A 21,743-nucleotide genomic window follows, 5' to 3' on the forward strand; every position below is an offset into this window, starting at 1 on the left:
TCTCGTAGGCCGGCAATGCCGGCATCGAATACCGAACGCTAACCAAGGGTAATAACGCAAAGCTGCGCAGATAGCTGTTTGGTGCATCATCAGTGCTCTGATGCTATGCTTGTACCGTCGCGCGACAACTTTGCGTCTGCCTTATCTAATCACCTAAGCCGATGGTTCTAACTCACGACCAAACTCGCGCCGATAGACATCGGCGTAGCGAGCCAAGGCACGGTAGACGTAACCGGGCACAATCCGACGTTCGAGCCGGCCATGCCGTTCGCGCACGAATTGCAGATTGCGCAGCAACTTCATCTCAATCACCGAGCGGGCGAATTCGAGGCCCTTTGGCCCGCTGCGGCGCTGGATGAACGCAACCAACTGTCGAATAATCCACGGCGCCCGTCGCGGTGGTTTGCGCAACATCTGGATGTAGACCGGCATCCCGCGGGTGCGGTCGCCGCCACTAATCGGTGCGCGCTCTTCAACGTAGGGCCGCAAGAGGTTATACAATTCGGCCCCGCGCTCAGTGCGGATGAGTGTCCATTGCCAACGTTCGGTTGGCGGCAGCGGCGCCCCCATATAGCCGATAGTCAAGTCTGACAGCCCGTTCTGATAATCGAAGCAGCTCAAACAGGCTGGTGGAAACACCCCTATTTCGCCGCCGAGTTTGCTAACATCGAGATCGACAAAGTTAACCTTCTCGATCGATCCGTCTTCGTGCTTAAGCCAGATGCGGAAATCCTGCATAAACTCGTGGTGAACGACTGTTTCTGGCGAGCGCGAGACTACCTGTAAAAAGCGTTGTAAATCAGGATAGGTCGTGTTGTCGGTGCAGGGAATCCCGATCACGTAGAGCCGCTCGAGGCCAAGCTGATCCTCGATCGCGCGCAAGGCATGGACTTGGCAGCCGGTGCCGATGTAGGCGATCCGGCGTAAACCGGCCTGACGTACCTGCGTGAGTATGTCGAGCGTAGGAGCAAGGCATGGCTTATTGCCGCGCGTGGCCCGGACCTCATCGGGGGTGCGGGCAAGGATCGGCAACGGCGCGAAGCGGGTGCCGGGAGCGGCAGCGGTGGTGACGACTCCTTCCACCAGTCCGCGTTCGAGCAAGAGCGCGCCGAGGCTAGTAACGGCACCGCTCCATTGCGCATCAGGCACCGGCGGATTCATACGAAAGACGCGCAGCTCGCGGTAAATCCCGAAGAGCAACTCGTCGCCGTCGTGCCGGTTACGCCCGTGCAAGCGGCGCTCGATCTCCTCAGCGCGGTTGTTAACGAAGACGCAGCTCTGCGCCATAAATGGGCGCAACTCACCGGTGCAGATGCCGCAATCGCTGCACAGCTTGGGCCGGCCAGCCAGCCGCTCGTCGCGAGCCAGCAGCGCAATCTCGGCCAACTGACGCGGCGGTTGGGGTCGGCGCGGCGCTCTAGGTGAAAGGGCAGTGCTCATGCACCAAGCTCCTCTTTGGCGGCCAGCAGCACTTGGGCGGTAATGACGGCATGGCCGTGCTGGCGCGCATACTTCTCGACATTCCCCCGTACCCGTCCGCGCACAAAGAATGGTACCTTCTTGAGCATTGCTTCCGCGTCAGCGGCCCAAACCGGATCGACCGGTGCGGCAGGGGCAGGTGGCGGAGCGACGCTGGCCGGAGCGGCAACCGTCGCTGGTGCAGCCACTGTCGCGACAACCGGCTCAGTGACCGGTTTCGGACTCTCAACAGTAACTGCCACCGGTGCCGGTTCAGGCGGTGCAGCGGTTTTGGCCTGCTCGGGGAGATCAAGGCCGGCGTCTCCAAACAGATCAATCAGGTGCTTCTCCATACCGAGCGTACAGGTCGTGTAGACCTCATCGGCGATCACATCGGCGCCATCGAAACCGAGGAAGGGGCGATAGGCAAGCAAATGGTTCTCGATGTGGGTCGGCGGCGAAATTACCATACAGTTCAGATTGTAGCGGCGCGAGGTATGGCGCTCCATCTGAGTGCCGCAGACCAATTCAGGGCGCAGCTCGGCAATGCGGTTTGCCACCGTCTGAAACTCATCGGTCACGAGCAGATCATCGACATAGCCGGCCAACTGCTCGCGCACCCAATCGGCCTGATGCTTGACATACGTACCGGCGCCGGCAATCGGCATACCTAGCTCGTCGCTGAGGAAGCGGGTAATCCCAACTACGTGGGTTGCGTCGCCGAACACGAACGCTGGTTTACCCGAGAAGCTATCCATATCGGCGGTGCGGGCCAGCCATGGCACAGCGGAGGGAGCCGACATGCCATCGAGCGAGAAGGCAGTCAACGGCGGCATGGGAATAGTGACGCCGGCTTGGGCCAACAACTCGCGCAGACGCTCGATCCAGCGCAAGGTAGGTTGGACGCCGATCGGTGCATCGAGCAGAGCCGGCACGCCAAACTGCTCTTCGAGATAGGTTGCAGCGCGCAGGCCAAGCTCGCGGTAGGGAGCGATCGTCAGCCACGCTGCGGGCAACCGGCGCAGATCATCAATCGTGGCCCCCCACGGCGCAACCACATTCACCTCGATGCCGAGCGTCTTGAGCATGCGGCGCAGGCTAATCAGATCGTGGCGGGCGTGGAAGCCGAGCGAAGCCGGGCCAAGAATATTGACGGTCGGGTGCTCGGTGCGAGGTTGGGGTTGGGCAAACCGCTTAACCAGATCGGTAAACAGGCTCTCGGCGGCGACAATCTCTTGCATGCGGTACGGGTTGGCGTCGTAGACCATGACCTCGCACTGCAAGCCAGCATGCTTAGCGGCAATCTCTAGATTCTCTTGCAGCAAGATCGTCGAGCATGAGGCCACCACCACGATCAAATCGGGGCGGACGCGCTCTTCCACTTGCTTGAGCGTTTCGGGCAAGCGGATCGTGCCGCGGGCCAGATCGGTGCCGCTAACCACGCTGGTCGTCATCGCCGGAAAGTTGGGCGTGCGATCAAGCATCGCGAAAATCGCATTGACATAATCGTCGCCCTGTGGAGCGTGAAAGACGGCGTGGACATTACGCATGCTATTGGCAATCCGGCCAACGCCGTGATGGGCCGTGCCCTCGTACATCCAATAGGCTAGCCGCATGGATTGTCTCCTTTAGGACTGCAACGAGATGACGCCACCGGGGGAGCTAGGCATCATACCGGTTAACCAGATCGGGTCAGCGCCGAGCGGATCGAGCTTGGCGTGGCGTTCGAGCGCACGGGTGAACGACGTCACTAGCGCATTGACGCCGGCCCAGCCGTGGATCGGCAAGAAGCAGTACTCGGTGCCCCACTTGGCGACCACGCCTTGACCAACCAGCGGGTTGGTGGTGATGATATTCGAGATAATCAGATCGGGTTTGGTTTCGGCGATGGTGCGCAACTGGCGATGGAAATTGGCCTGTTCGACCAGCCGCACGCCTTCCAGCGCAGCCAGCTCGGCAGCGTGGAAGCGGCGGTTAATATAGGGAGTCGAGCACTCGACCACCTCGGCGCCGCACGCCTTGAGGAAGCGCGCCAGCGGCAGCTCCATCAGGGTATCGCTGGCGAAGAAAATCTTCTTGCCGCGCAACAGATCGGTATGGCGCTTGATACGCTCCCACGCCGCCGCCTCGCGATCGCTCAGATCGACCTTCATACCAAACTGGGCGGCCAAATCTTCCCAGAAGCGGCGGGTACCGTCGGGGCCGAATGGAAAGAGCGAGGAAAGCACTGTGCAACCGCGCTCGTTGCGCAGTTGGGTCGCGGTTTTGTGCAAGTAGGGTTGGAGTGGAGCGATGACGGTGCCCGGCCCGATCGGCGGCAGCTCGGTAAAATGGCTCGCGGGCAAGAAACCGGCCACCGGAATGCCCAGCCGGGCCGCTTCGAGCGAAAAGTCATCGGCAATCGCGTCGTTGACCGAGCCGAGGAAAACGACGCGCTTATCTTCGGGCGGGGCCGGCGGGCAGAACGGGATGAGGGCCTGCAAGACCGAATCCTCGCTCTGCGAGAAGGTATAGTCGAGGCCGGAGGCGGGTACGAACAGCACCGGCACTTCGGGAGTGCTGACCGAGGCCGCTAACCCTTCAAACTCCACCTTCATCACTTCGGGTGTGCATGACGAGAGCAAAAAGATTACCGAAGGATGGTGCTCGCGCTTGATCTCTTCGATTTGGGCCGAAATATTTGGCTGCGATGAACTGAGATCGGCTTCTTCGAGCAATGAGACGGCAAAGCGCGGGCGGGCGAAGATCATTACGCCGAGCGTATTTTGGAGCAGGTGGGCGCAGGTGTGGGTGCCAAGGATGAGGAAGAAGCTATCCTTGATCTTCTGGTAGAGCCAGCCGACGCTAACTAAGCCGCAGAACGAGTGGTAGAGGCCATCCTCGCGGATGGTGCTCGCCTTGTGCATAGCGCCTCCTCGCAGGGTGTAGTGCCGATTTGGAACTACTGACTTTAATAACATTGTAGCATAAAAAGCAACAAGGTGAAGTATAAACAAATCCAGTGCAAAATTGGTGCATAGGAGGTAATAGCGATTGATGGTGGAGCCACACTGCGGTGCGGCTCCACCAAGAGGTACCGCAGTGTGGCTTGATCGAGCCGCGTCGCCGTGTGGCCCTACAGGACCGCCCAATCGCGTGGTTTAAGGAATTCGGCCATCGCTGCCTCAGGCGATCCGGGTTCAGGCTGAAAATTGAATTCCCAGCGGGCCAGCGGCGGCAGCGACATCAAGATGGCCTCAATGTTGCCGCTGGTTTGCAAGCCAAACAGCGTGCCGCGGTCGTAGATCAGGTTAAATTCGACGTACCTGCCGCGCCGATAGAGCTGCCACGAGCGTTCGCGCTCGCCGTAAGGGGTGTGCATCCGCCGGCGTACAATTGGCAGGTAGGCGTCGAGAATAGTGGTGATCCCGTCGCTGACGAACGCAAACGCGCGCTCGAAGCCGTCTGGCCCTTCCGGGTGGAGATCGTCGAAGAAGATGCCGCCGATGCCGCGCATTTCATTACGATGCTTGAGGTAGAAATAGCGATCACAGGTCTCTTTCATCGTTTGATAGTCGGCGATTGGGTGGCGGGTGCAGTAGTCGCGCAGCGTGACGTGAAAGTGGCGGGCGTCTTCTTCAAAGCCGTAGCTCGGTGTCAGATCCATGCCGCCGCCGAACCACCAATCGTCGCCGGCCTCGAAGTAGCGGAAGTTGGCATGAAACGCCGGTACGTAGGGATTACGCGGGTGTAACACCATCGAGATGCCGGTGGCGAAGTAGGGCTGGCCGCGAGTTGATGGGCGGTGCTGCCAGATGCTCGGCGGTACCTCTTCGCCGTAGACTGCCGAAACATTGACGCCAGCGCGCTCGAAGACGGCACCTTCAGTCATAACACGGGCCGTACCACCGCCGCCGCCGGGCCGTTCCCAAGTTTGGGCAATAAAGCGTTGTTGACCATCGGTCGCTTCAAACGCAGTGCAGAGCCGTTGTTGACCATCGCGCATTAAGTCATGCACGATTATCCGAGTGTCGGTTACGGTCATTTCTCTTCTCCTTTAAGGCATGCTGTAAACGCAAAGGTGGGAAGGTGTTTCACCCCGTAGCCCTACCGTGGCTCCACAATCTGCTGCCCGCCTCAATTGGGTGATTACCACAAAACCTTCCCTTTCTTCGCGCTCTCTGCGCCTTTGCGTAATCTTTTGTTGCCTTTCACATCTGCGCGAAGGCCTCTTCCACTGCCGCCAGTGTCTGGTCGATGTCAGCGCTGGTATGCGCAGTACTAACGAAGCCGGCTTCAAACTGCGACGGTGCCAAGTAGACGCCGCGTTCCGCCATTGCCCAGAAGAAGCGGGCGTAGCGTTGGGTGTCGGCGTTGGCCTTAGCTTCGGCGTAGTTGGTGATCTGGGCGTCGGGATGGCGCAGGAAGTAGCAGCCGAACATGGTGCCGACGCTACCGACTTGCAACGGGATGTGGTAGCGGGTTCCCAGTTCGCGCAGGCCGTTGGCGAGATTGGTAGTCAGCGTGACAGCCCGTTCGAACGCAGTACCATCATTGGCGAATGCCGTGCGCAGTGTGGTCAAACCGGCGATCATCGCCAGTGGATTGCCGCTGAGGGTGCCAGCTTGGTACATCGGCCCTGCCGGTGCGACCAGTTGCATGTATTGACGTTTGCCGGCATACGCGCCGACCGGTAGGCCGCCGCCGATCACTTTCCCCAAACAGGTCAGATCGGGGTCAAGCCCCCACAATGCCTGCGCGCCGCCGGGGGCAACGCGAAAGCCGGTCATCACCTCGTCGAGAATAAAGATGGCACCGTGGCGCTGCGTGATTTCGCGCAAGCCGCTGAGGAAGCCGGGTTTGGGGAGAACGAACCCCATATTGGCGGCGATAGGCTCGACGATAACAGCAGCAATCTCGTGGCCGCGATTGGCGAAGAGGGTTGCTACTGCGTCGAGATCGTTGTACTCGACGGTGATCGTCTCAGCGGCGACGGCAGGCGGCACGCCGGGGCTGTCAGGCAGGCCAAGGGTGGCGACACCGCTGCCGGCTTGCACTAGCAGCATATCGGCATGACCGTGGTAGCAGCCGGTAAACTTGACGATCAGGCGGCGACCGGTGGCGGCACGGGCCAGCCGCAAGGCGCTCATCGTGGCTTCGGTACCGCTATTGACAAAGCGGATCTGTTCGATTGACGGCACCAGCTCGATTACCAGCCGGGCTAGCTCGGTTTCGAGTTCGGTTGGTGCGCCGAAACTGGTGCCGCGCTGGGCTTGTTCGGCAATCGCCTGTGCCACTGCTGGGTCAGCATGACCGAGCAGCAGCGGCCCCCACGAGAGCACATAGTCGATGTAGCGATTACCATCGACATCCCAAACATACGCCCCCTGCCCGCGATCGAAAAAGATCGGCGTGCCGCCGACGCCACGGAAGGCGCGCACTGGCGAATTGACCCCGCCGGGAATAACGGCTTGGGCAGCGGCAAAATTGGCTTGCGAGCGAGCGTAGCGCTCGGTGGTGACGCTCATTCCATAACCTCCTCTAACGCAGGTGCTTCGGTGGGCAAGGGGAACGACTGGACGAACTCGACCAGATAGCGCACGTGATCGACCGGCGTTTCGGTCAAAATGCCATGACCGAGGTTGAAGATGTGGCCGGGGCGACCGGCGGCACGTTGCAAAATCTCGCGGGCGCGGGCCGCAATCAATTCGCGTGGCGCAAAGAGGGTCATGGGGTCGAGATTGCCCTGCACCGCATGCTCGTACCCGTACTGCGCCCACGCCACATCGAGATCGATTCGCCAATCAACGCCGAGCACATCGGCCCCGATCTGGCGCAATTCGCCGGCGAGGCCGGCCATATCGGTGCCGAAGTAGATGATCGGTGGCGCGGCTTCGCCGAGGCGGGCGCGAATAGTCGCGACCACGTTCTGGGTATGGCGCAGCACAAAGGCCCGGTAGTCGGCCGGCGCGAGTGCGCCGGCCCAGCTATCAAAGATCTGCACCGCGTCGGCGCCGGCCTCGACCTGCGCGATCAAGTATTCGGCCACCAGTTGGCTCAGCCGTTCCATCAAGTCGTGCCACGCCGCCGGTTGCTCGTACATAAAGCGCTTGGTCAAGCGATACTCTTTCGAGCCGCCGCCTTCGATGGCGTAGCTCGCCAACGTAAAGGGTGCACCGCTAAAGCCGATCAGCGGCAAGCCGTTCAATTCGCGCTTCACCAGCCGCAGAGCGGTGAGCGTGTAGGCAACCGTCTCGCGCGGATCGCTGCTATGGAGGCCAGCGACATCACGTGGCTGGCGGATCGGGTTATGGATCACCGGCCCCTCACCCTTTTCATACGTGAGCCGAAAGCCCAACCCTTCGAGCGGCGGCAAAATATCGGCGAAGATGATCGCTGCGTCAACCCCAAAGGCCCGTATCGGTTGCAGTGTCACCTCGGCGGCTACTTCCGGTGTCTTCACCATCTGCAAAAAGCCGTAGCGCTCGCGCACGGCGCGGTATTCGGGCATATAGCGGCCCGCTTGGCGCATCAGCCAAATCGGGGTGCGATCAACCGGTTGGCGGCGGCATGCGCGCAGGAAACGATCTCGCATAGACTCCTCACTGTTTCAGAATGACCGCAGCGAACGCTTGTCCTCGCTCAGCAGCATCCATCTAACCCAGCCACTCTGCCGCCTCTTTGGCCCAATAGGTGATAATCATATCGGCCCCGGCGCGGCGAATGGCAGTCAACGTCTCAAGCGCGATGCGCTGTTCATCGAGCCAGCCTTGCAAGGCAGCCGCCTTGACCATACTGTACTCACCGCTGACTTGGTAGGCGGCCAGTGGCAAGGTATGGCGGTCGCGCACTTGGCGAATAATGTCGAGGTAAGCTAGCGCCGGCTTGACCATGAGAATATCGGCGCCTTCGGCCACATCGAGATCGACTTCGCGTAGCGCCTCGCGAGCATTAGCCGGATCCATCTGGTACTGGCTGCGGTCGCCGAATTGGGGCGGGCTTTCGGCGGCATCGCGGAAGGGGCCGTAGAACCCGCTGGCATATTTGGCGGCGTAGCTCATAATCGAGACGTGGCTAAGCCCAGCCGTATCAAGTGCAGTACGAATCGTGGCGACCATCCCGTCGATCATGCCGGACGGTGCAATGATGTCGGCGCCGGCGCGGGCATGGACAACCGATGCTTCGGCGAGGAGGGTGAGGGTGGCATCGTTGAGCAAATAACCTTCGCCGAGCTGCGGTTGGAAATCGCTGCGGTCAGGCGAATTGAGCACACCGCAGTGACCGTGATGGGTGTATTCGCAGAAGCACATATCGCTGATCACGACCATGCCCGGCACAGCGTCTTTGATTGCCCGAATCGCTTGGGGAACAATCCCATCGGGATCAAGGTTCTCACTGCCACAGGAATCTTTACGTGCCGGAATACCAAACAGTAAGATGGCGCGAATACCGCGAGCAGCTAGCTCAAGCGCCTCGCGTGCGGCTTGGTCGGGCGACATCTGGTACTGGCCGGGCATCGAGCGAATGGTAACCCGCAGATCGTGCCCGTGACGGACAAAGATTGGCGCGATCAGTTGCGAGGGCGTCAGCCGGGTTTCACGCACCAGATCGCGTAGCGCGGGACTGATGCGCAACCGGCGCGGACGTTGCACCGGCGTTGGCAGATGGTTGGCGGTGCCGTTCGTTAACGGCGTTCGTGACGAGAGCGTTTCCATGGGTTCACTCCGTGATTTTAGAGAACCGTAGTCGTACAATCTGTAGAAGCTTTCTGCTCATTTGCCGCCAGCCCGCTTGGGGTGACCCCCACCCCTAGCCCCTCCCCCAGCGGGGGTTGCATTCACGATCCCGGCCTTTCAGGGCCGGGCGAATCCTTGCCCAATCAATGCCTGCTCCAGCGCAGTGATGAGCGCATCATCGTTAGGCCGCTCGGCAACAGCAGCTACTGGCAGGTCGATAGCAGCGCAGACCGCCGCCGTACTAGGGCCGATGCAAACCAACGCCGGCGGCTGGGTGTGCGGCGGGATCAGCGCGCGCAACTGGCGTACTGCCGAGCCACTGGCCAAGACAATTGCATCGACTTCGCCGCGGTCGAGGGCGGCGGCAAGATTGGTAGCGCCGGGGCCGGCGATGGTGTGGTACGCAGTGACGCGATCAACGCTCGCCCCCGCCGCTTGCAAGGCTTCGGTCAAGCTGGGAGGCGCGATGTCGGCGCAAGGCAGCAACACGCGCATCCCGGCAAGATTGCCCATCGCTTGGGGCAAGGCCGCGCCGAGTTCCTCATCAGGCACGCTGGTCGGCTCACGCCCCCAGACCCGCCGGCAATCAGCAGCCGTGCCCTTGCCGACGGCGGCGATTGCGGTGGTAGCGGGCACAACTGCGTCAGCCAACGCTTGTACAGCTTGGCGACTGGTCACGACCAGCCAATCGTACTGGCCGGCGGCCAACCGGCTCAGCGCCTGTTGCAGCGGGGCCGGATCAGTGGGCGGCGCGTATGCAATCAACGGCATCAGCAACGGGATCGCACCCAGCGCGCGCAACCGCTCGGCTAACGTATCGCCGCGCCCAGCCGGGCGAGTGATGGCAATCCGGCGACCAGCGAGGGCGCTCATCGCCGCGCCTCCAACTGGCTGCGGATCACGGCCAGAATGGCTTCGCCGCCTTGGGCCAGCAACGCTTCTGCCACGGCAATGCCTAGCGCTTCGGCTTGCTCGGTAGCGCCGGTCTGTTCGGCGAAGACCAACGCGCTCCCGTCGAGCGCGCCGATCATGCCGCGCAAGCGCAGACCGCTCTCGGTGACAGCCGCGTGGGCCGCTACCGGCACTTGGCAACCACCTTCAAGCCGGCGCAGCAAGGCGCGTTCGGCCAGCGCCGCTGCACGTGCTGCCGGATCGTCGAGGGCCGCAACGAAGGCGCGGGTAGCAGAATCAGCAGTGCGGGTCTCGATTGCCAAAATGCCTTGCGACACTGCCGGCAGCATCACCAACGGATCGAGTGGATACACCACAGCTTCACCGATTGTTGCGCCGGGCGTACCATCCCACAACCCCAACCGGCGCAGACCGGCGGTAGCCAGAATCAGCGCGTCGTATTGGCCTTCAGCCAGTTTGCGCAGGCGGGTATCGACATTGCCGCGCACATCGGCCAGTTGCAGATCGGGCCGGTGATAGCGCAACTGGCTGGCGCGGCGCAGGCTCGATGTGCCAACTCGCGCGCCTTGAGGCAGCGTATGCAGATCGGAACCCATACCCGCGTGACGCAGCACCAGCGCGTCACGCGGGTCTTCCCGCACTGGAAACGCCGCCAGCACCAAACCTTCTGGCGTCTCGGTCGGCATATCTTTGGCGCTATGCACGCACAGATCAACCTCGCCAGCCAACAGCGCCTGCTCCAACTCCTTCACAAACAGCCCTTTGTCGCCGACTGCCGCTAAAGCCACATCAAGCACCCGGTCGCCGGTCGTTGAAATAATTCGCAGTTCCACCACAAGGTCGGGGAAGGCAGCGCGGAGCGCATGCGCCACCCACTCTGATTGGGTGCGGGCCAGCGCCGAGCCGCGGGTGCCAAGAAGCAAGCGTGCCATACTTCCTCGCAAAGTGCTAAGGTAACGTCACCAACATATGCTGTACGCCGTCGTGTCGTTGCGCAGGAGGGCATAGCGACGCTACACCTCTGCAAACAAACTCTCGCGACTACATAAATCGGACAGGCCGGTGGACGAGAGATTGCTGCGCCTCGCTACGCTCGGCTCGCAATGACATACGTATCAATGGCCAATACCGGATTCTTGGTTACGATGGTTCCGTATTTCCTACCATGCTCGCGGTTCGTTCACCTACATGTTCGAGGTTAAACAATTCGGCGAGAATGGTTGCATAGCGCTTGCCCTGACCGTGCGCGGCAGCTTCGCGCAAGCAGCGGGTGGGTGGGTGCAGCAGCTTATTGACGATACTGCGTGACAAGCCCTCGATGACGGCCTGCTGTTCGGGGGAAAGATTGTTCAGCCGGCGCAGTGCGCGCGCCAATTCCTCGTTGCGCACCTCCTCGGCGCGCTGGCGCAACATCGTCAACACCGGCAACGCCTCTTGGGTGCGCATCCAGTCGAGGAACTCCTGCACCTGCTCTTCGACAATCTTCTGGGCAATCTCAATCACTGCGCTGCGCAGCTCGATCGTATGGCTGACCACCTCGCGCAGATCATCGACCGTAAAGAGATGGACGCCGGGCACGGTGGCGACGTCGGCGGCAATATCGCGCGGCACGGCCAGATCGATCAACAACATCGCTGGCGGATCGCAATCGCCACAAGCGCGAACGCGCAGCTTGTGGTCAAGCGCCTCGATCACATGGTGGCGATAGATGATTGGCACCGGCGCCGCAGTCGAGCTAATGACAATATCAGCGCGAGCAAGGGCTTCGGGCAACGCGCCGAAATCGAGCATCTCGGCACCGTAGCGCTCGGCCAGCGCCGCGGCGCGGGACGACGTGCGATTGACGATCGTCAACCGGTCAGCGCCGTTAGCGATCAAATTCTGCGCCGCCAGTTCGCTCACTTCGCCGCCGCCGATCAGCAACACTTCGCGCCCGCGCAGATCGCCGAGCCGGCGCCTAGCTAATTCAACCCCGGCCTGCGATACACTTGCCGCACCTTTGCCGATGGTCGTTTCGTGGCGCACCCGCTTGCCGGCGACCAAGGCAATCTGAAACAAGCGATGCAAGATCGAGCCAACACTACCGATCCGTTGCGCTGCTTCGTAAGCGGTACGCACCTGACCCTGAATCTGGGCTTCGCCGAGCACCAGCGAGCGGAGACCGGCTGCCGTGGCGCACAGATGGCGAGCAACCGCTTCTCCCTGATAGAAGTAAAGCGTGTGGACGAACGCATCGGCAGGTCGCCGGTGAAACGTGGCTAGAAAATCAACCACGTGTTGGGCAGTAGTGCCCGGACTAGCAACCCCGTAGATCTCAACGCGGTTACACGTCGAGAGAATGACGGCCTCGGTAAAGAGTGGCGCAGCGCCGTTGTCGGGATTGGTCAGTTGCATCAATGCTGATGGCAAATCAGTTTGACTGAAAGCAAGCTGTTCGCGAATCTCGACCGGCGCGGTTGTGTGATCGAGACCGGCAAGGAACAGATTCATACGCCTGATCCTTTGCTCTGCAAGGCTTTTACGGTAACAGTGTGACGATCTCCTCCATCCAACCGGGCTGTGGCAGCAAATGGCCCAGTACACCCGCGCCGGTGCGCCGTTGCAATGGCGCGGGCTGTCTTATTATACTCCTATTTCGTTTCAAAATCTGTGTATTTCTATACTTTTCTATGCATCGCCGATCACCGCTACCAATTGGCCCAGCTCGCGACGCTGGCTGCGGAAGGCGCTGACATCAATCGCGCGTAGCATGACCAACGCGGTGCATAGGATAAGTGCTTCGATTAAGAAGACCGTGGCGTAGGCACCAGTGGGGCCAACGACAAGGGCGGCGAGATCGCGAATGATGCCGGCCAGCAAGTTGCCTAAGCCGCGCGCCGCCGCATCAGCGACGCCCCACGCGCCGATGAAGAGGCCAACTTGCTGCGGCGTGGTCATATCGAGCATGAGGGCAAGGTTGGTCGCCGTGGCAATGCCGGTGCCGAAGCCGAGTAGCGCGATTGCCGGTACAAACAGTGGTTGGATATGCAGGATGCCGCTAAGCGCAATCAGGGTCAAGCCGGTAGCGGCAATGACCCCGCCCAACATCGCCCCGCGCTTGTTGGTCAGCCAGCGGCTAAAGAAGATACCGTGCAAAAGCAGTGCCAGTAGCGTCGCGCCGCCCCATATCGCGGTCAACTGGGTGGTCTCGCGCACGCTGAGACCGAACGCCTGTGCGCCATACGGCTCGAGTAGCACATCTTGACCGAGAATAGCAGCCAGCATGAACATCAGATAGATAAAGAACCGGCGTGCCAGCGGATCGCCGAGCACTGTGCGCACCGAGTCGGCAGCGCTATGGCGCTCTTCGTGGCTGACCGGGGTGGCGTTGCGCGGTTCAAGGCCGATCAAGCCAAGGGTGCCGATCGTGAGCGCAATCCCAGCAGCGATCGCGAACACCTCAATCAGCCGTTCGGGGGTGTAGTGCTCCAGCGCCCGTCCGGCCCCGATCGCGGTGCCGATCACGGCGGTGATCATCATGAACCACATGATGGCAATCGTGCGCGAGCGCAGGTGCGAGGGCGACATATCGCTCGCCAGCGAGAGGTATGAGACGACAGCGGTGTTGAAGCCAATGCCCCACATACCAAAGATGAGCAGTGCCAGCATCAACCCCGGCCAGAAATTGGCGTCCATCGCGAAGGCGGCAAACGGGGTCAACGCTGCCCCAACAACGCAGAGCAAAATGCCGAGTGCGATATAAGGTGTGCGGCGATAGCCCCAGATTGGATGCCGGTCAGAGAACTGGCCAATGATGACCTGTATCGGTGAGAAGAGGTGTGGCAGGATGATCAGCGCCGCGACGACGCTGGCCATGATGCCCAGCTCGTAGATCATAATCCGGTTGAGCACGCCAGTGATCGGTACCAGACTGATAGCAACGGCTACATGTAGCATGCCAAGACGTATCATTTTGAACCAGCTCATCCCACACTCCTCTCTTCGGTAATGCCTTCGAGCCGATCTTCAAGATCGTGGTAAATCTCTTGCAGACGATTGAGGGTGGCTTCGTCGGCGGCCCAGAAGCCGCGTCCGGCGGCTTCGAGCAGCCGGCGCACGACGCCGGCGGCAGCGGCTGGGTTCAGCGCAGCCATACGCTCGCGCATCGCATCATCGAGCGCGTAGGTGGCAGCGATCTCGTCGTAGACCCAATCTTCGACCGCGTTGGCGGTGGCACTCCAGCCGTAGGTGTGTCCAACGCGGGCCTCGATTTCGCGCACGCCGGCGAAGCCGTGGGCCAGCATCGCCTCATGCCATTTCGGGTTGAGCAGCTTGGCGCGGGTTTCCAGCCGCAGCATGGTCTCGATGGAGGCCACACGGCTAGACCCCGGGGCGCTGATTGCATCAGCGACCAGTATGGGTGGCGCTTCACCGCGGATCCGTTCGACGCTCTTGGCCATGCCGCCAAGGTTCTCGTAATAGTTGTCGATGTCGGTCAAGCCCACCTCAAAACTATCAATATTCTGGAAGGTGGCCTGTACGTGGCGCAACGCCCCTTCGAGCAAACCGCGCGCTTCGCGCCATTGGCCGTTGGCGGTGCGGACAAAGCTCTTGCGTGCGAGGAAGGCGTCGCTCAGTTGATCCTCGCTTTCCCACGTGCCGCTCTCGACGAGGAAGTTGACGTTCGCGCCATAGCTGCCGGGAGCGTTAGCGAAGACGCGGATAGCCGCTTCTTCCAGTGTGACGCTGCTCTCAGCCATTTGTGCTTGCGCGTGGGCGCGCACGAAATTCCATTCCGGCGGTTCATCAGCCGCTGCCGCGAGATAGGCGGCGCGGTCAATCAAGCGCATCTGGTTGCCGAGCAGATCGCGGAAGATGCCGCTCACTGTCACCACCACATCAATGCGCGGGCGGCCCAGCTCAGCTAATGGCCGGAGGGCAATATCGGCCACGTTGCCCAATTCATCGATCACTGGGCGGGCGCCGATCAGCGCCAACACTTGCGCTACCCCTTCGCAATCACTCTTGAGGTTGTCGGTGCCCCACAGCACGATGGCGATGCTCTGCGGCCATGCCCCCTGCTCGGCGCGCAGCCGGTCCAATAGCTCGTTTGCCAAAGCCTCGCCGCGCTGCATAGCTGCCGGTGTTGGAACCCGGTAGGGATCGAGTGCAAACAGATTACGGCCGGTGGGCAACACCGCCGGGTTGCGTACCGCGTCGTTGCTAGGTGAGGGTGGAATGAAACCGCCGCGTAGGCCGTGCAACAAGTTGCGCAGCTCGTGGTTGGCGAGCAGGCCGTTGCGCAGTTCGGCCAACTTTGGCCAAAGTGGGCGTAGTGCCGAGGCAGGAACCAGATCGGTCAATTGGGCAGCGGCTGCACGGGCGCCCGTATCGGGATCAGGCGCTTCAGCGTAGGCCAACATCGCCGCGCGACCCCGGCTTTCAATCTCGCGCATCTGATTCTGGGCGGCGAGATCGCTGCTCAGCCGGCGACAAAGCTGCTGGTAGTCGATCCCCATCCCGCGCGCAATCAGGGCCGGCAAGCCGCCATCGGGCTGCAAACTGGCGTACAGCAGCAAGAAGTCGGCCAGCTCGGCAGGGGCGGGCGGTTGGCCGAGCACGTGCAAACCGAGCGGGATCATGCGCTGCTCGATGCGTAGCAACTCGTGGGCCAAACCAGCGACATCAGCATAATCATCGCCGCTGGCCTCCATCGGAATGCCCAGTTGTGCCGCCCGATCGCGCAGATCGGCCACCAGCGCCGGATCGGGGTTGCGCTCGTATTGCTCGATTGCATCGCGCAGCGCGCGCAGCCCTTTGTAGAGACCAGCCTGCTGCACCGGCGGCACAAGGTAGCTCACCAGTGTCGCCGCGCCGCGTCGTTTAGCGATCGCCGCTTCGCTTGGATTATTGACACTGTACACATAAAAGTTGGGCAGCGGCCCGATCAGGCGCAGGGGCCAACAGCGTGCGCTCAGGCCAACCTGCTTACCCGGCATAAACTCCATCGCGCCGTGGGTGCCGAGGTGTATGACCGCATCGGCACGGAACTTATGCGTCAGCCACGTATAAAACGCGGCGAAGGCATGATTCGGCGCAGCATCTTTCGCGAGCAGCAACCGCATCGGATCGCGCTCGTAGCCAAAGCTGGGCTGCACGCCGATAAAGACATTGCCAAACTGGCGGCCAAGGATGCGGATGCCGCGGTTATCGCGCCACAATTCACCCGGCGCCGGCCCCCAATACGGTTCGATCTCGGTGTAAGCCGGGAAGAGGCGGCGATACTCATCGGGGCTGAGCCAATCGGCGATATGGGCGTCGGCCCCGTAGGCCGGACCATCGGCCAACAACAGGCGGCGCAACTCATCAACGCTGGCAGGAACCTCAACCCGGTAGCCATCAGCAGCCAGCGCCTGCAACACGTTAAAGAGGCTAGCAAACACATCGAGATACGCAGCGGTGCCAACCGTCCCCAACGAGGGCGGGAAGTTGTAGATCACCACTGCCAAGCGTTTCTGCGCGTTAGGTATCCGGCGCAGCGCCACCCGGCGCGCGACTCGGTCGGCAATCTGTTCGATCTCGGCTTGAGCGGGGGCAAAGCGCTGGCCATCGGCAGCCGGCCCGCCAAAGATGATCGGCTCGGCAGCGCCTTCCAGTTCGGGAATAGCCACGCTCAACGCCTGCTGCACCGGCACCAGACCGTTATCATCGGTGCGCCAATCATCGATCCGCTGAAAGGCGAGCGGAACTAGCCCGAAATACGGCCGGTCAAACCGGGTCAGCGCCTCGGCAGCTTGCTGGGGCTGGCTCTCGGCGGGTCCACCGACCAGCGCGAAGCCAGTTGCGTTCACCAGCACATCAACATCAGCCAGTTCCTTCTCAAGCAGCGGGCGCATATCAAGACCAGAAGCATACGCGACGCGCGCTTCGAGACCGCGGGCCTCAATGGCGCGGGCCAGTGCGTCAATATGGGGCGTATTCCCGCTCAGTACCACCGTGCGCAAGGTGAGGATGCCAACGCTGCCGCCATTGGGAATCCGTTTGCCGCGCCAGCGTCGGTAATCGTTGAGCGATGCGAATAGGTTGGGCGCATCGGGATGGTAGAGCGCTGTATCGGGATAGCTCAGCGGGTCGAGCTGGGGTAGTTTAGGCCGCGGCTGCGGGCCATAGCGTGCAATCAGCACGCAGAGCAAGCGGTAGAGATTTTCCGGCGAAGCATTGAGCCAATACTGGTGGCTGCTGATATAGGTATAGAGATCGCGCGAGGTGCCGGGGATCACCTTTAGCACCTTGCTCAGGTTGCGCAAGATCGCCAACTGGCGGCGGGCCTCACCAGCCCCGCCTTGCGGGCGCAGCTTCTGCACCCAGCGCCGGATCGGCCCCGGCTCGTTATCGTGCTCGCGGCGCAGCGAAAATCCACCGATGTGGGTACAGCGGATCAGTGCCGGGTTAGAGGTAATGATCAAAGTCGGCTTATCGAGGTGAGCCAACCGGTCGGCCAGCGGGCGCACCAAATCCTCGCTAAACAGGCGCGCGCCGAAAACAAAATCCGCTTTGGCTAGATCGCGATCGAGCTGGGCCCATCCGGCGGCGTCGCGTAACGTAGCCGCATCGTACACCGCCAGCGTCAACGCGACCTTATGCTCGCGGCGCAGGCGGTCGGCGGCTGCCAGCAGCGCCGGACGATGGTTGCCGTCGATGGTTAGAACCACGAAATGCATTGGCGTTCCTCACCACTCGTACCGGGCGAAACCAGTGTTCTCAGCAAAAGCGAACCCACAGCGGCAGGAATTGCTCCTGCCGCCGGAGCTTGGAAATAGTTCGTTCGGACCGAGGCGCTCTGTAACCCTAATCGGCTGCCATCACCCGCTGCGGCCGATTGGGGCCGGGGTAATTGGGGAAGCCGGGCAACCCCTTCCAGCGAATCGCCTCGGTCGTCTTGCGGGTGGGCAGGCGATAAATCGCCAGCAGGCGCAGCGCAATCGCCGCCTTGAGGCGAGCCGACTGAGCCAATGCCACCGGATCGTTGCGTCCCTCCAGTTCGCGCAGCTTGCGGTCATACTCGACCAGCTTATCCATGTAGCCAAAGAAGCGCGGATCATCAAGATTCATCGTCTCAGGATAGACTTGGGTCGAAATATCATTACACAGCCGGATCACCTTCTGGTCGTAGTCGCGCCAATTCAGACCCAGCGCGGCGTAGAAATTAGCCCGGCGGGCATCGTTGAGGTACATCGTCGCATAGACCGCGAGCAAGAAGAAGCGGATCCAGCGCCGGTTCGCCCCTTCGAGCATCTCAGGCTGCGAGCGCATCAGCATAGCGAAGAACTCGCCGTGGCGATACTCATCGTTACACCACTGCTCAAACCACTTGAAGATCGGGTGAATGCAGTATTGCGGATTCTTTTCCAGATGGCGATAGATAGTGATATAGCGCGAATAGCCGATCTTCTCCGAGAGGTACACCGAGTAGAAGATAAACTTCGGCTGGAAGTAGGTATACTTCTTGCGCTTCTGCAAGACGGTCAGATCGAGAGCGACATTCAAGTCGGCCATCGTGCGGTTGAGGAAGCCGGCGTGGCGACCCTCATCGCGGCTCATATACTTGAAAATTGCCCGCATGGTCGGATCGTGCAGATGCTTGACCATCTCGGCATAGAGCAGACAACCGCTGAACTCGGCGGTGCATGAGCGCTCGAGAAAGTCAATAAACGCATCGCGCTCGGGCATATCATCAAAGTTCTGCAAAAACTCATCGGTGCGGCGGAAGTGGGTACGGTTGTAGTCGTAGGCAAACTCGTCGCGAATCCAATCGAACTCGTCGCGCATGCCATTACGGTCGATTTCTAGCTTATCAATAGCCTTAAAATCGGTGGTGTAAAAGCGAGGCGAGAGAATAGCTTCTTTGAGGGCGTGGCGAGTGGTACGGCTAAACTCACCGGGCATTTCCATCATCAACGGATTGATCCAAAACATGCTCCGCTCCTTTGCGATCTGTCGAAATTTCCTTACTACGGGCGTTGCGCCCAACCCCAACCTTACGGATGCTCGACCAGCTCGTTGATCTCGACGAGGCTACTCTTCTTGGTCAGAAAGCGGCGCAGCCAGCTTGCCTTATACAGCCGGATCGGGCTGCGGTAGCAGATCTCACCGTTGGTGCGACCATCTTCAGTCGGCGGCAAATGCATAATTTCGAGCGTATCGCCGGGCTGAATCTCCATACCGGGCGGCAGATCGACGTGGAAATGGAAATGCTCGTGCTCGCTCTGCAAGCGAACAAACCCCTCCCCCTCGAGCAACACCTCGCGGTTATACCACTTGTGCAGCGCGAACGCCGCTGCGCCAAGGGCCACCAATGCTAGCAATCGTCGCATGTCTCGCTCCTGTAGTCGCGTTTCTGAACTACAACCTTATGAAACTAGACCCGATTGGCCTCGATCAACGTAACGTGATAGAACCGGCTGCGGATCGGATGGACGCGGCGCACGCGCAATCCGGCGCGGGTCAGAATGCTAACGACCTCTTGGTCGCGAATCATCTGAATCTCAGTGCGGCGTTGGCTGTGCGGGAACCAGCCGCCGATCCGGTGCAGGGTAGCGAGCAACGAGCTGTATGGTGCGTATGTTAGCAGCAAAGTCTGCTCGGTGAGGTTAGCGAGATGGGTGCAGAGTTGGCCGAAGGCCGGTTGTGGGTAATGAATCAAGACATCGAAACAAGCCACCACCTGCGCCGGTTCGCGTAGTGACTCGATATCGGCTTCGATGCACTCAATGCGATCTGCCAAGCCGGCTTCGGCGGCGGCCTGCTGGGTAGCAGCAACCATTTGCGGCGCAATATCGGCGGCGCGCACTCGGTAGCCACGGCGGGCTAACATGAGACTGAACAGACCAACGCCGCAACCGACATCAAGCGCCGTGGTTGGGGGCGGTTGATCGGCAAGCCACGCATCGGCAACCGCCAGCATGCGGTTGTGGCCTTCGCGAATACTTTGCCGGACGAGGGACAGCGGAGCGTTGCCGTAGATGGCTGACCAGCGTTCAAAGCCCAAACCGTTGAAGTAGTCGCGCAGTTGAGCTTTGTGCTGTGAGATCTCTAGCACGTCGTTCTCCTCTAGCTCGCAGGTAGTCCAAACTTGGAACTACGTTCACAAAGAATGACCGCGTGCCGAATGAATAAAGGTGAACGCAATATCAGACGAGAATTGTAGTACGGAATCAAAACTACGAACGTTCAAGCAAATTGTAGCATGAGAGTCAACAACATGGAATATAGACAATCTTTGTGCAAAATCTTTGCGTTTGGTTAAAAATGGCGAATTGAGCGTTATAATGCGGTATTATTCGCTAGGAAATAACATGTCACGGTGCATATCCGGGGCAATTTTTTACATGAGTTGTGAAATCACCACTACCTAGCCGCACACGGCTGTGTCGGCCAAGGCGGTGCGCGGCACGATTCAGCCTATCAATTCCATTGCGTACAGTGCAGTGCGACCGGTGTTGTTTTACCGAACTTATCGGCGAGCCGCGTGATATAATGAGGCAATGCTATGTAAATGATGTGCCATGGAGGATACCTTCTTATATGCAAGGCTATGTTTTGCCTGTTGCCGATGCGCCGGATGATCGGATCGATCTGCGCAGCGATACGGTGACGCTGCCTAGCCCAGCGATGCGGTCAGCGATGGCCAATGCAGCACTGGGTGACGATGTGTACGGCGAGGATCCGACAGTCAATGCGCTAGAGCGTTTAGCTGCTGAGCGGGTTGGCAAAGAGGCGGCAGTGCTGGTTACCAGCGGGACGATGGGCAATCTGGCGGCGCTGTTGGCCTATTGCCAACGCGGCCAGCGGGTGATCCTTGGCAACGAGAGCCATATCTACCATTATGAAGCCGGCGGCGCCAGCGCCTTGGGCGGGTTGGTGTACCATCCGCTTCCGACCGCGGATGATGGCACGATCGATTTAGCAGTGTTGGATGAGGCGGCTACTACGATTGACGATAATCACTTTGCCCCGCCCGGCGTCATCTGTTTAGAAAACACCAATAACCGCCGTGGCGGCGTGGTGCTGGCGCCGGAGTATCTGGCGCAGGTGCATACGCTGGCCCGCGCGCATGGCCTGCCGGTGCATCTCGATGGTGCGCGTATCTTTAATGCGGCGGTAGCGTTGGGCGTACCGGTCACCGAGCTGACGGCGCATGTCGATACAGTGATGTTTTGCCTTTCGAAAGGGTTGGCCGCGCCAGTTGGCTCGCTGGTGGCCGGCCCAGCCGATGTGATTGCCCGCGTGCGCCGCGTGCGCAAGATGCTCGGCGGCGGAATGCGGCAGGCGGGTGTGATTGCTGCGGCGGGCATCGTGGCCCTCACCGAGATGGTAGATCGGTTGGCAGAAGATCATGCCAATGCGCGGTTGCTCGCCGCTGGTCTGGCCGAGTTGCCGGGAGTCCAGATTGATCTCAGCAAAGTGCAAACCAACATTGTGCGCTTCACCTTTTTTCATCCACGCCTGAGCGTAGACGCATTTTTGGCGGCGCTGCGTGCATACGGCATCTTGATGGGAAGCATGAGCAATACGAGCATCCGCGCTGTCACTCACTATGGTATCGAACGGGCGCACATTGAGCGCGTGATCAGCGTCGCGACTGATATCTTGGCGTAGTCTCGCTGCCGGTGGGCGGGT

Annotated in this window: 16 protein-coding genes; 1 reads left to right on the plus strand and 15 read right to left on the minus strand. The window is 60.6% G+C overall.

Features of this window, described 5'->3' with window-relative positions:
- Positions 1-153 precede the first annotated feature (153 nt).
- From Q1A00_RS03295 to bchM, 15 genes are all read right to left on the minus strand, one after another.
- Complete coding sequence (locus tag Q1A00_RS03295; RefSeq protein WP_298405969.1) at positions 154-1,440, minus strand: Coenzyme F420 hydrogenase/dehydrogenase, beta subunit C-terminal domain; 1,287 nt, start codon at positions 1,438-1,440, stop codon at positions 154-156.
- Positions 1,437-3,074 carry a ferredoxin:protochlorophyllide reductase (ATP-dependent) subunit B gene (locus tag Q1A00_RS03300; protein ID WP_298482503.1) on the minus strand — a complete coding sequence of 546 codons (1,638 nt, stop codon included), beginning with the start codon at positions 3,072-3,074 and terminating at the stop codon, positions 1,437-1,439. The genes Q1A00_RS03295 and Q1A00_RS03300 overlap by 4 nt, the downstream gene beginning before the upstream one ends.
- Positions 3,075-3,086: 12 nt before the next feature.
- Complete coding sequence (bchN, locus tag Q1A00_RS03305) at positions 3,087-4,364, minus strand: ferredoxin:protochlorophyllide reductase (ATP-dependent) subunit N (RefSeq protein WP_298406386.1); 1,278 nt, start codon at positions 4,362-4,364, stop codon at positions 3,087-3,089.
- A gap of 209 nt (positions 4,365-4,573) precedes the next feature.
- Entirely contained in the window at positions 4,574-5,482 is a 909-nt protein-coding gene (gene hemF / locus Q1A00_RS03310) for an oxygen-dependent coproporphyrinogen oxidase (RefSeq protein ID WP_298406388.1), read from the minus strand.
- 166 nt (positions 5,483-5,648) lie between these two features.
- Complete coding sequence (gene hemL, locus Q1A00_RS03315; protein ID WP_299755253.1) at positions 5,649-6,965, minus strand: glutamate-1-semialdehyde 2,1-aminomutase; 1,317 nt, start codon at positions 6,963-6,965, stop codon at positions 5,649-5,651.
- Positions 6,962-8,032 (minus strand): uroporphyrinogen decarboxylase, encoded by a 1,071-nt coding sequence (gene hemE, locus Q1A00_RS03320; RefSeq protein ID WP_298406392.1) that lies wholly within the window; start codon positions 8,030-8,032, stop codon positions 6,962-6,964. Before hemE ends, hemL begins: the two co-directional genes overlap by 4 nt.
- 61 nt (positions 8,033-8,093) lie before the next feature.
- Complete coding sequence (hemB, locus tag Q1A00_RS03325; protein ID WP_298406393.1) at positions 8,094-9,152, minus strand: porphobilinogen synthase; 1,059 nt, start codon at positions 9,150-9,152, stop codon at positions 8,094-8,096.
- A gap of 138 nt (positions 9,153-9,290) precedes the next feature.
- Positions 9,291-10,046, minus strand: a complete 756-nt coding sequence (locus Q1A00_RS03330) for a uroporphyrinogen-III synthase (RefSeq protein ID WP_298406394.1) — start codon at positions 10,044-10,046, stop codon at positions 9,291-9,293.
- The gene (gene hemC, locus Q1A00_RS03335; RefSeq protein WP_298406395.1) at positions 10,043-11,017 is read right to left on the minus strand and encodes a hydroxymethylbilane synthase; all 975 of its coding nucleotides are present in this window, start codon (positions 11,015-11,017) and stop codon (positions 10,043-10,045) included. Before hemC ends, Q1A00_RS03330 begins: the two co-directional genes overlap by 4 nt.
- 208 nt (positions 11,018-11,225) lie before the next feature.
- Positions 11,226-12,575, minus strand: coding sequence for a glutamyl-tRNA reductase (hemA, locus tag Q1A00_RS03340; protein WP_298406396.1), 1,350 nt, complete (start codon positions 12,573-12,575; stop codon positions 11,226-11,228).
- A 177-nt stretch (positions 12,576-12,752) separates the two neighbouring features.
- On the minus strand, positions 12,753-14,051 hold the full coding sequence (locus tag Q1A00_RS03345) for a BCD family MFS transporter (protein WP_298406397.1): 1,299 nt from the start codon (positions 14,049-14,051) through the stop codon (positions 12,753-12,755).
- Positions 14,048-17,785, minus strand: a complete 3,738-nt coding sequence (locus Q1A00_RS03350) for a magnesium chelatase subunit H (RefSeq protein WP_299755259.1) — start codon at positions 17,783-17,785, stop codon at positions 14,048-14,050. Before Q1A00_RS03350 ends, Q1A00_RS03345 begins: the two co-directional genes overlap by 4 nt.
- Before the next feature lie 127 nt (positions 17,786-17,912).
- Complete coding sequence (acsF, locus tag Q1A00_RS03355; RefSeq protein WP_298406399.1) at positions 17,913-19,040, minus strand: magnesium-protoporphyrin IX monomethyl ester (oxidative) cyclase; 1,128 nt, start codon at positions 19,038-19,040, stop codon at positions 17,913-17,915.
- Positions 19,041-19,102: 62 nt separating this feature from the next.
- Positions 19,103-19,438 carry a hypothetical protein gene (locus Q1A00_RS03360; protein ID WP_066789123.1) on the minus strand — a complete coding sequence of 112 codons (336 nt, stop codon included), beginning with the start codon at positions 19,436-19,438 and terminating at the stop codon, positions 19,103-19,105.
- Positions 19,439-19,482: 44 nt separating this feature from the next.
- Positions 19,483-20,163, minus strand: a complete 681-nt coding sequence (bchM, locus tag Q1A00_RS03365; protein ID WP_298406403.1) for a magnesium protoporphyrin IX methyltransferase — start codon at positions 20,161-20,163, stop codon at positions 19,483-19,485.
- 485 nt (positions 20,164-20,648) lie between these two features.
- On the opposite strand from bchM, the gene ltaE reads away from it, so the two are divergent.
- Positions 20,649-21,722 (plus strand): low-specificity L-threonine aldolase, encoded by a 1,074-nt coding sequence (gene ltaE, locus Q1A00_RS03370; protein WP_298406406.1) that lies wholly within the window; start codon positions 20,649-20,651, stop codon positions 21,720-21,722.
- The last annotated feature ends 21 nt before the right edge of the window (positions 21,723-21,743 follow it).

This window comes from uncultured Chloroflexus sp., assembly GCF_938091255.1.
Lineage (GTDB): Bacteria > Chloroflexota > Chloroflexia > Chloroflexales > Chloroflexaceae > Chloroflexus.

Bases quoted from the DNA above. Each gene is read 5' to 3' on its own strand.
- ltaE (WP_298406406.1), top strand. From the start codon at position 20,649: ATGCAAGGCTATGTTTTGCCTGTTGCCGATGCGCCGGATGATCGGATC.
- hemL (WP_299755253.1), bottom strand. From the start codon at position 6,965: ATGAGCGTCACCACCGAGCGCTACGCTCGCTCGCAAGCCAATTTTGCC.
- acsF (WP_298406399.1), bottom strand. From the start codon at position 19,040: ATGTTTTGGATCAATCCGTTGATGATGGAAATGCCCGGTGAGTTTAGC.
- hemF (WP_298406388.1), bottom strand. From the start codon at position 5,482: ATGACCGTAACCGACACTCGGATAATCGTGCATGACTTAATGCGCGAT.
- bchN (WP_298406386.1), bottom strand. From the start codon at position 4,364: ATGCACAAGGCGAGCACCATCCGCGAGGATGGCCTCTACCACTCGTTC.
- hemA (WP_298406396.1), bottom strand. From the start codon at position 12,575: ATGAATCTGTTCCTTGCCGGTCTCGATCACACAACCGCGCCGGTCGAG.
- Q1A00_RS03295 (WP_298405969.1), bottom strand. From the start codon at position 1,440: ATGAGCACTGCCCTTTCACCTAGAGCGCCGCGCCGACCCCAACCGCCG.
- Q1A00_RS03345 (WP_298406397.1), bottom strand. From the start codon at position 14,051: ATGAGCTGGTTCAAAATGATACGTCTTGGCATGCTACATGTAGCCGTT.
- Q1A00_RS03350 (WP_299755259.1), bottom strand. From the start codon at position 17,785: ATGCATTTCGTGGTTCTAACCATCGACGGCAACCATCGTCCGGCGCTG.
- hemC (WP_298406395.1), bottom strand. From the start codon at position 11,017: ATGGCACGCTTGCTTCTTGGCACCCGCGGCTCGGCGCTGGCCCGCACC.
- hemB (WP_298406393.1), bottom strand. From the start codon at position 9,152: ATGGAAACGCTCTCGTCACGAACGCCGTTAACGAACGGCACCGCCAAC.
- Q1A00_RS03300 (WP_298482503.1), bottom strand. From the start codon at position 3,074: ATGCGGCTAGCCTATTGGATGTACGAGGGCACGGCCCATCACGGCGTT.
- Q1A00_RS03360 (WP_066789123.1), bottom strand. From the start codon at position 19,438: ATGCGACGATTGCTAGCATTGGTGGCCCTTGGCGCAGCGGCGTTCGCG.
- hemE (WP_298406392.1), bottom strand. From the start codon at position 8,032: ATGCGAGATCGTTTCCTGCGCGCATGCCGCCGCCAACCGGTTGATCGC.
- Q1A00_RS03330 (WP_298406394.1), bottom strand. From the start codon at position 10,046: ATGAGCGCCCTCGCTGGTCGCCGGATTGCCATCACTCGCCCGGCTGGG.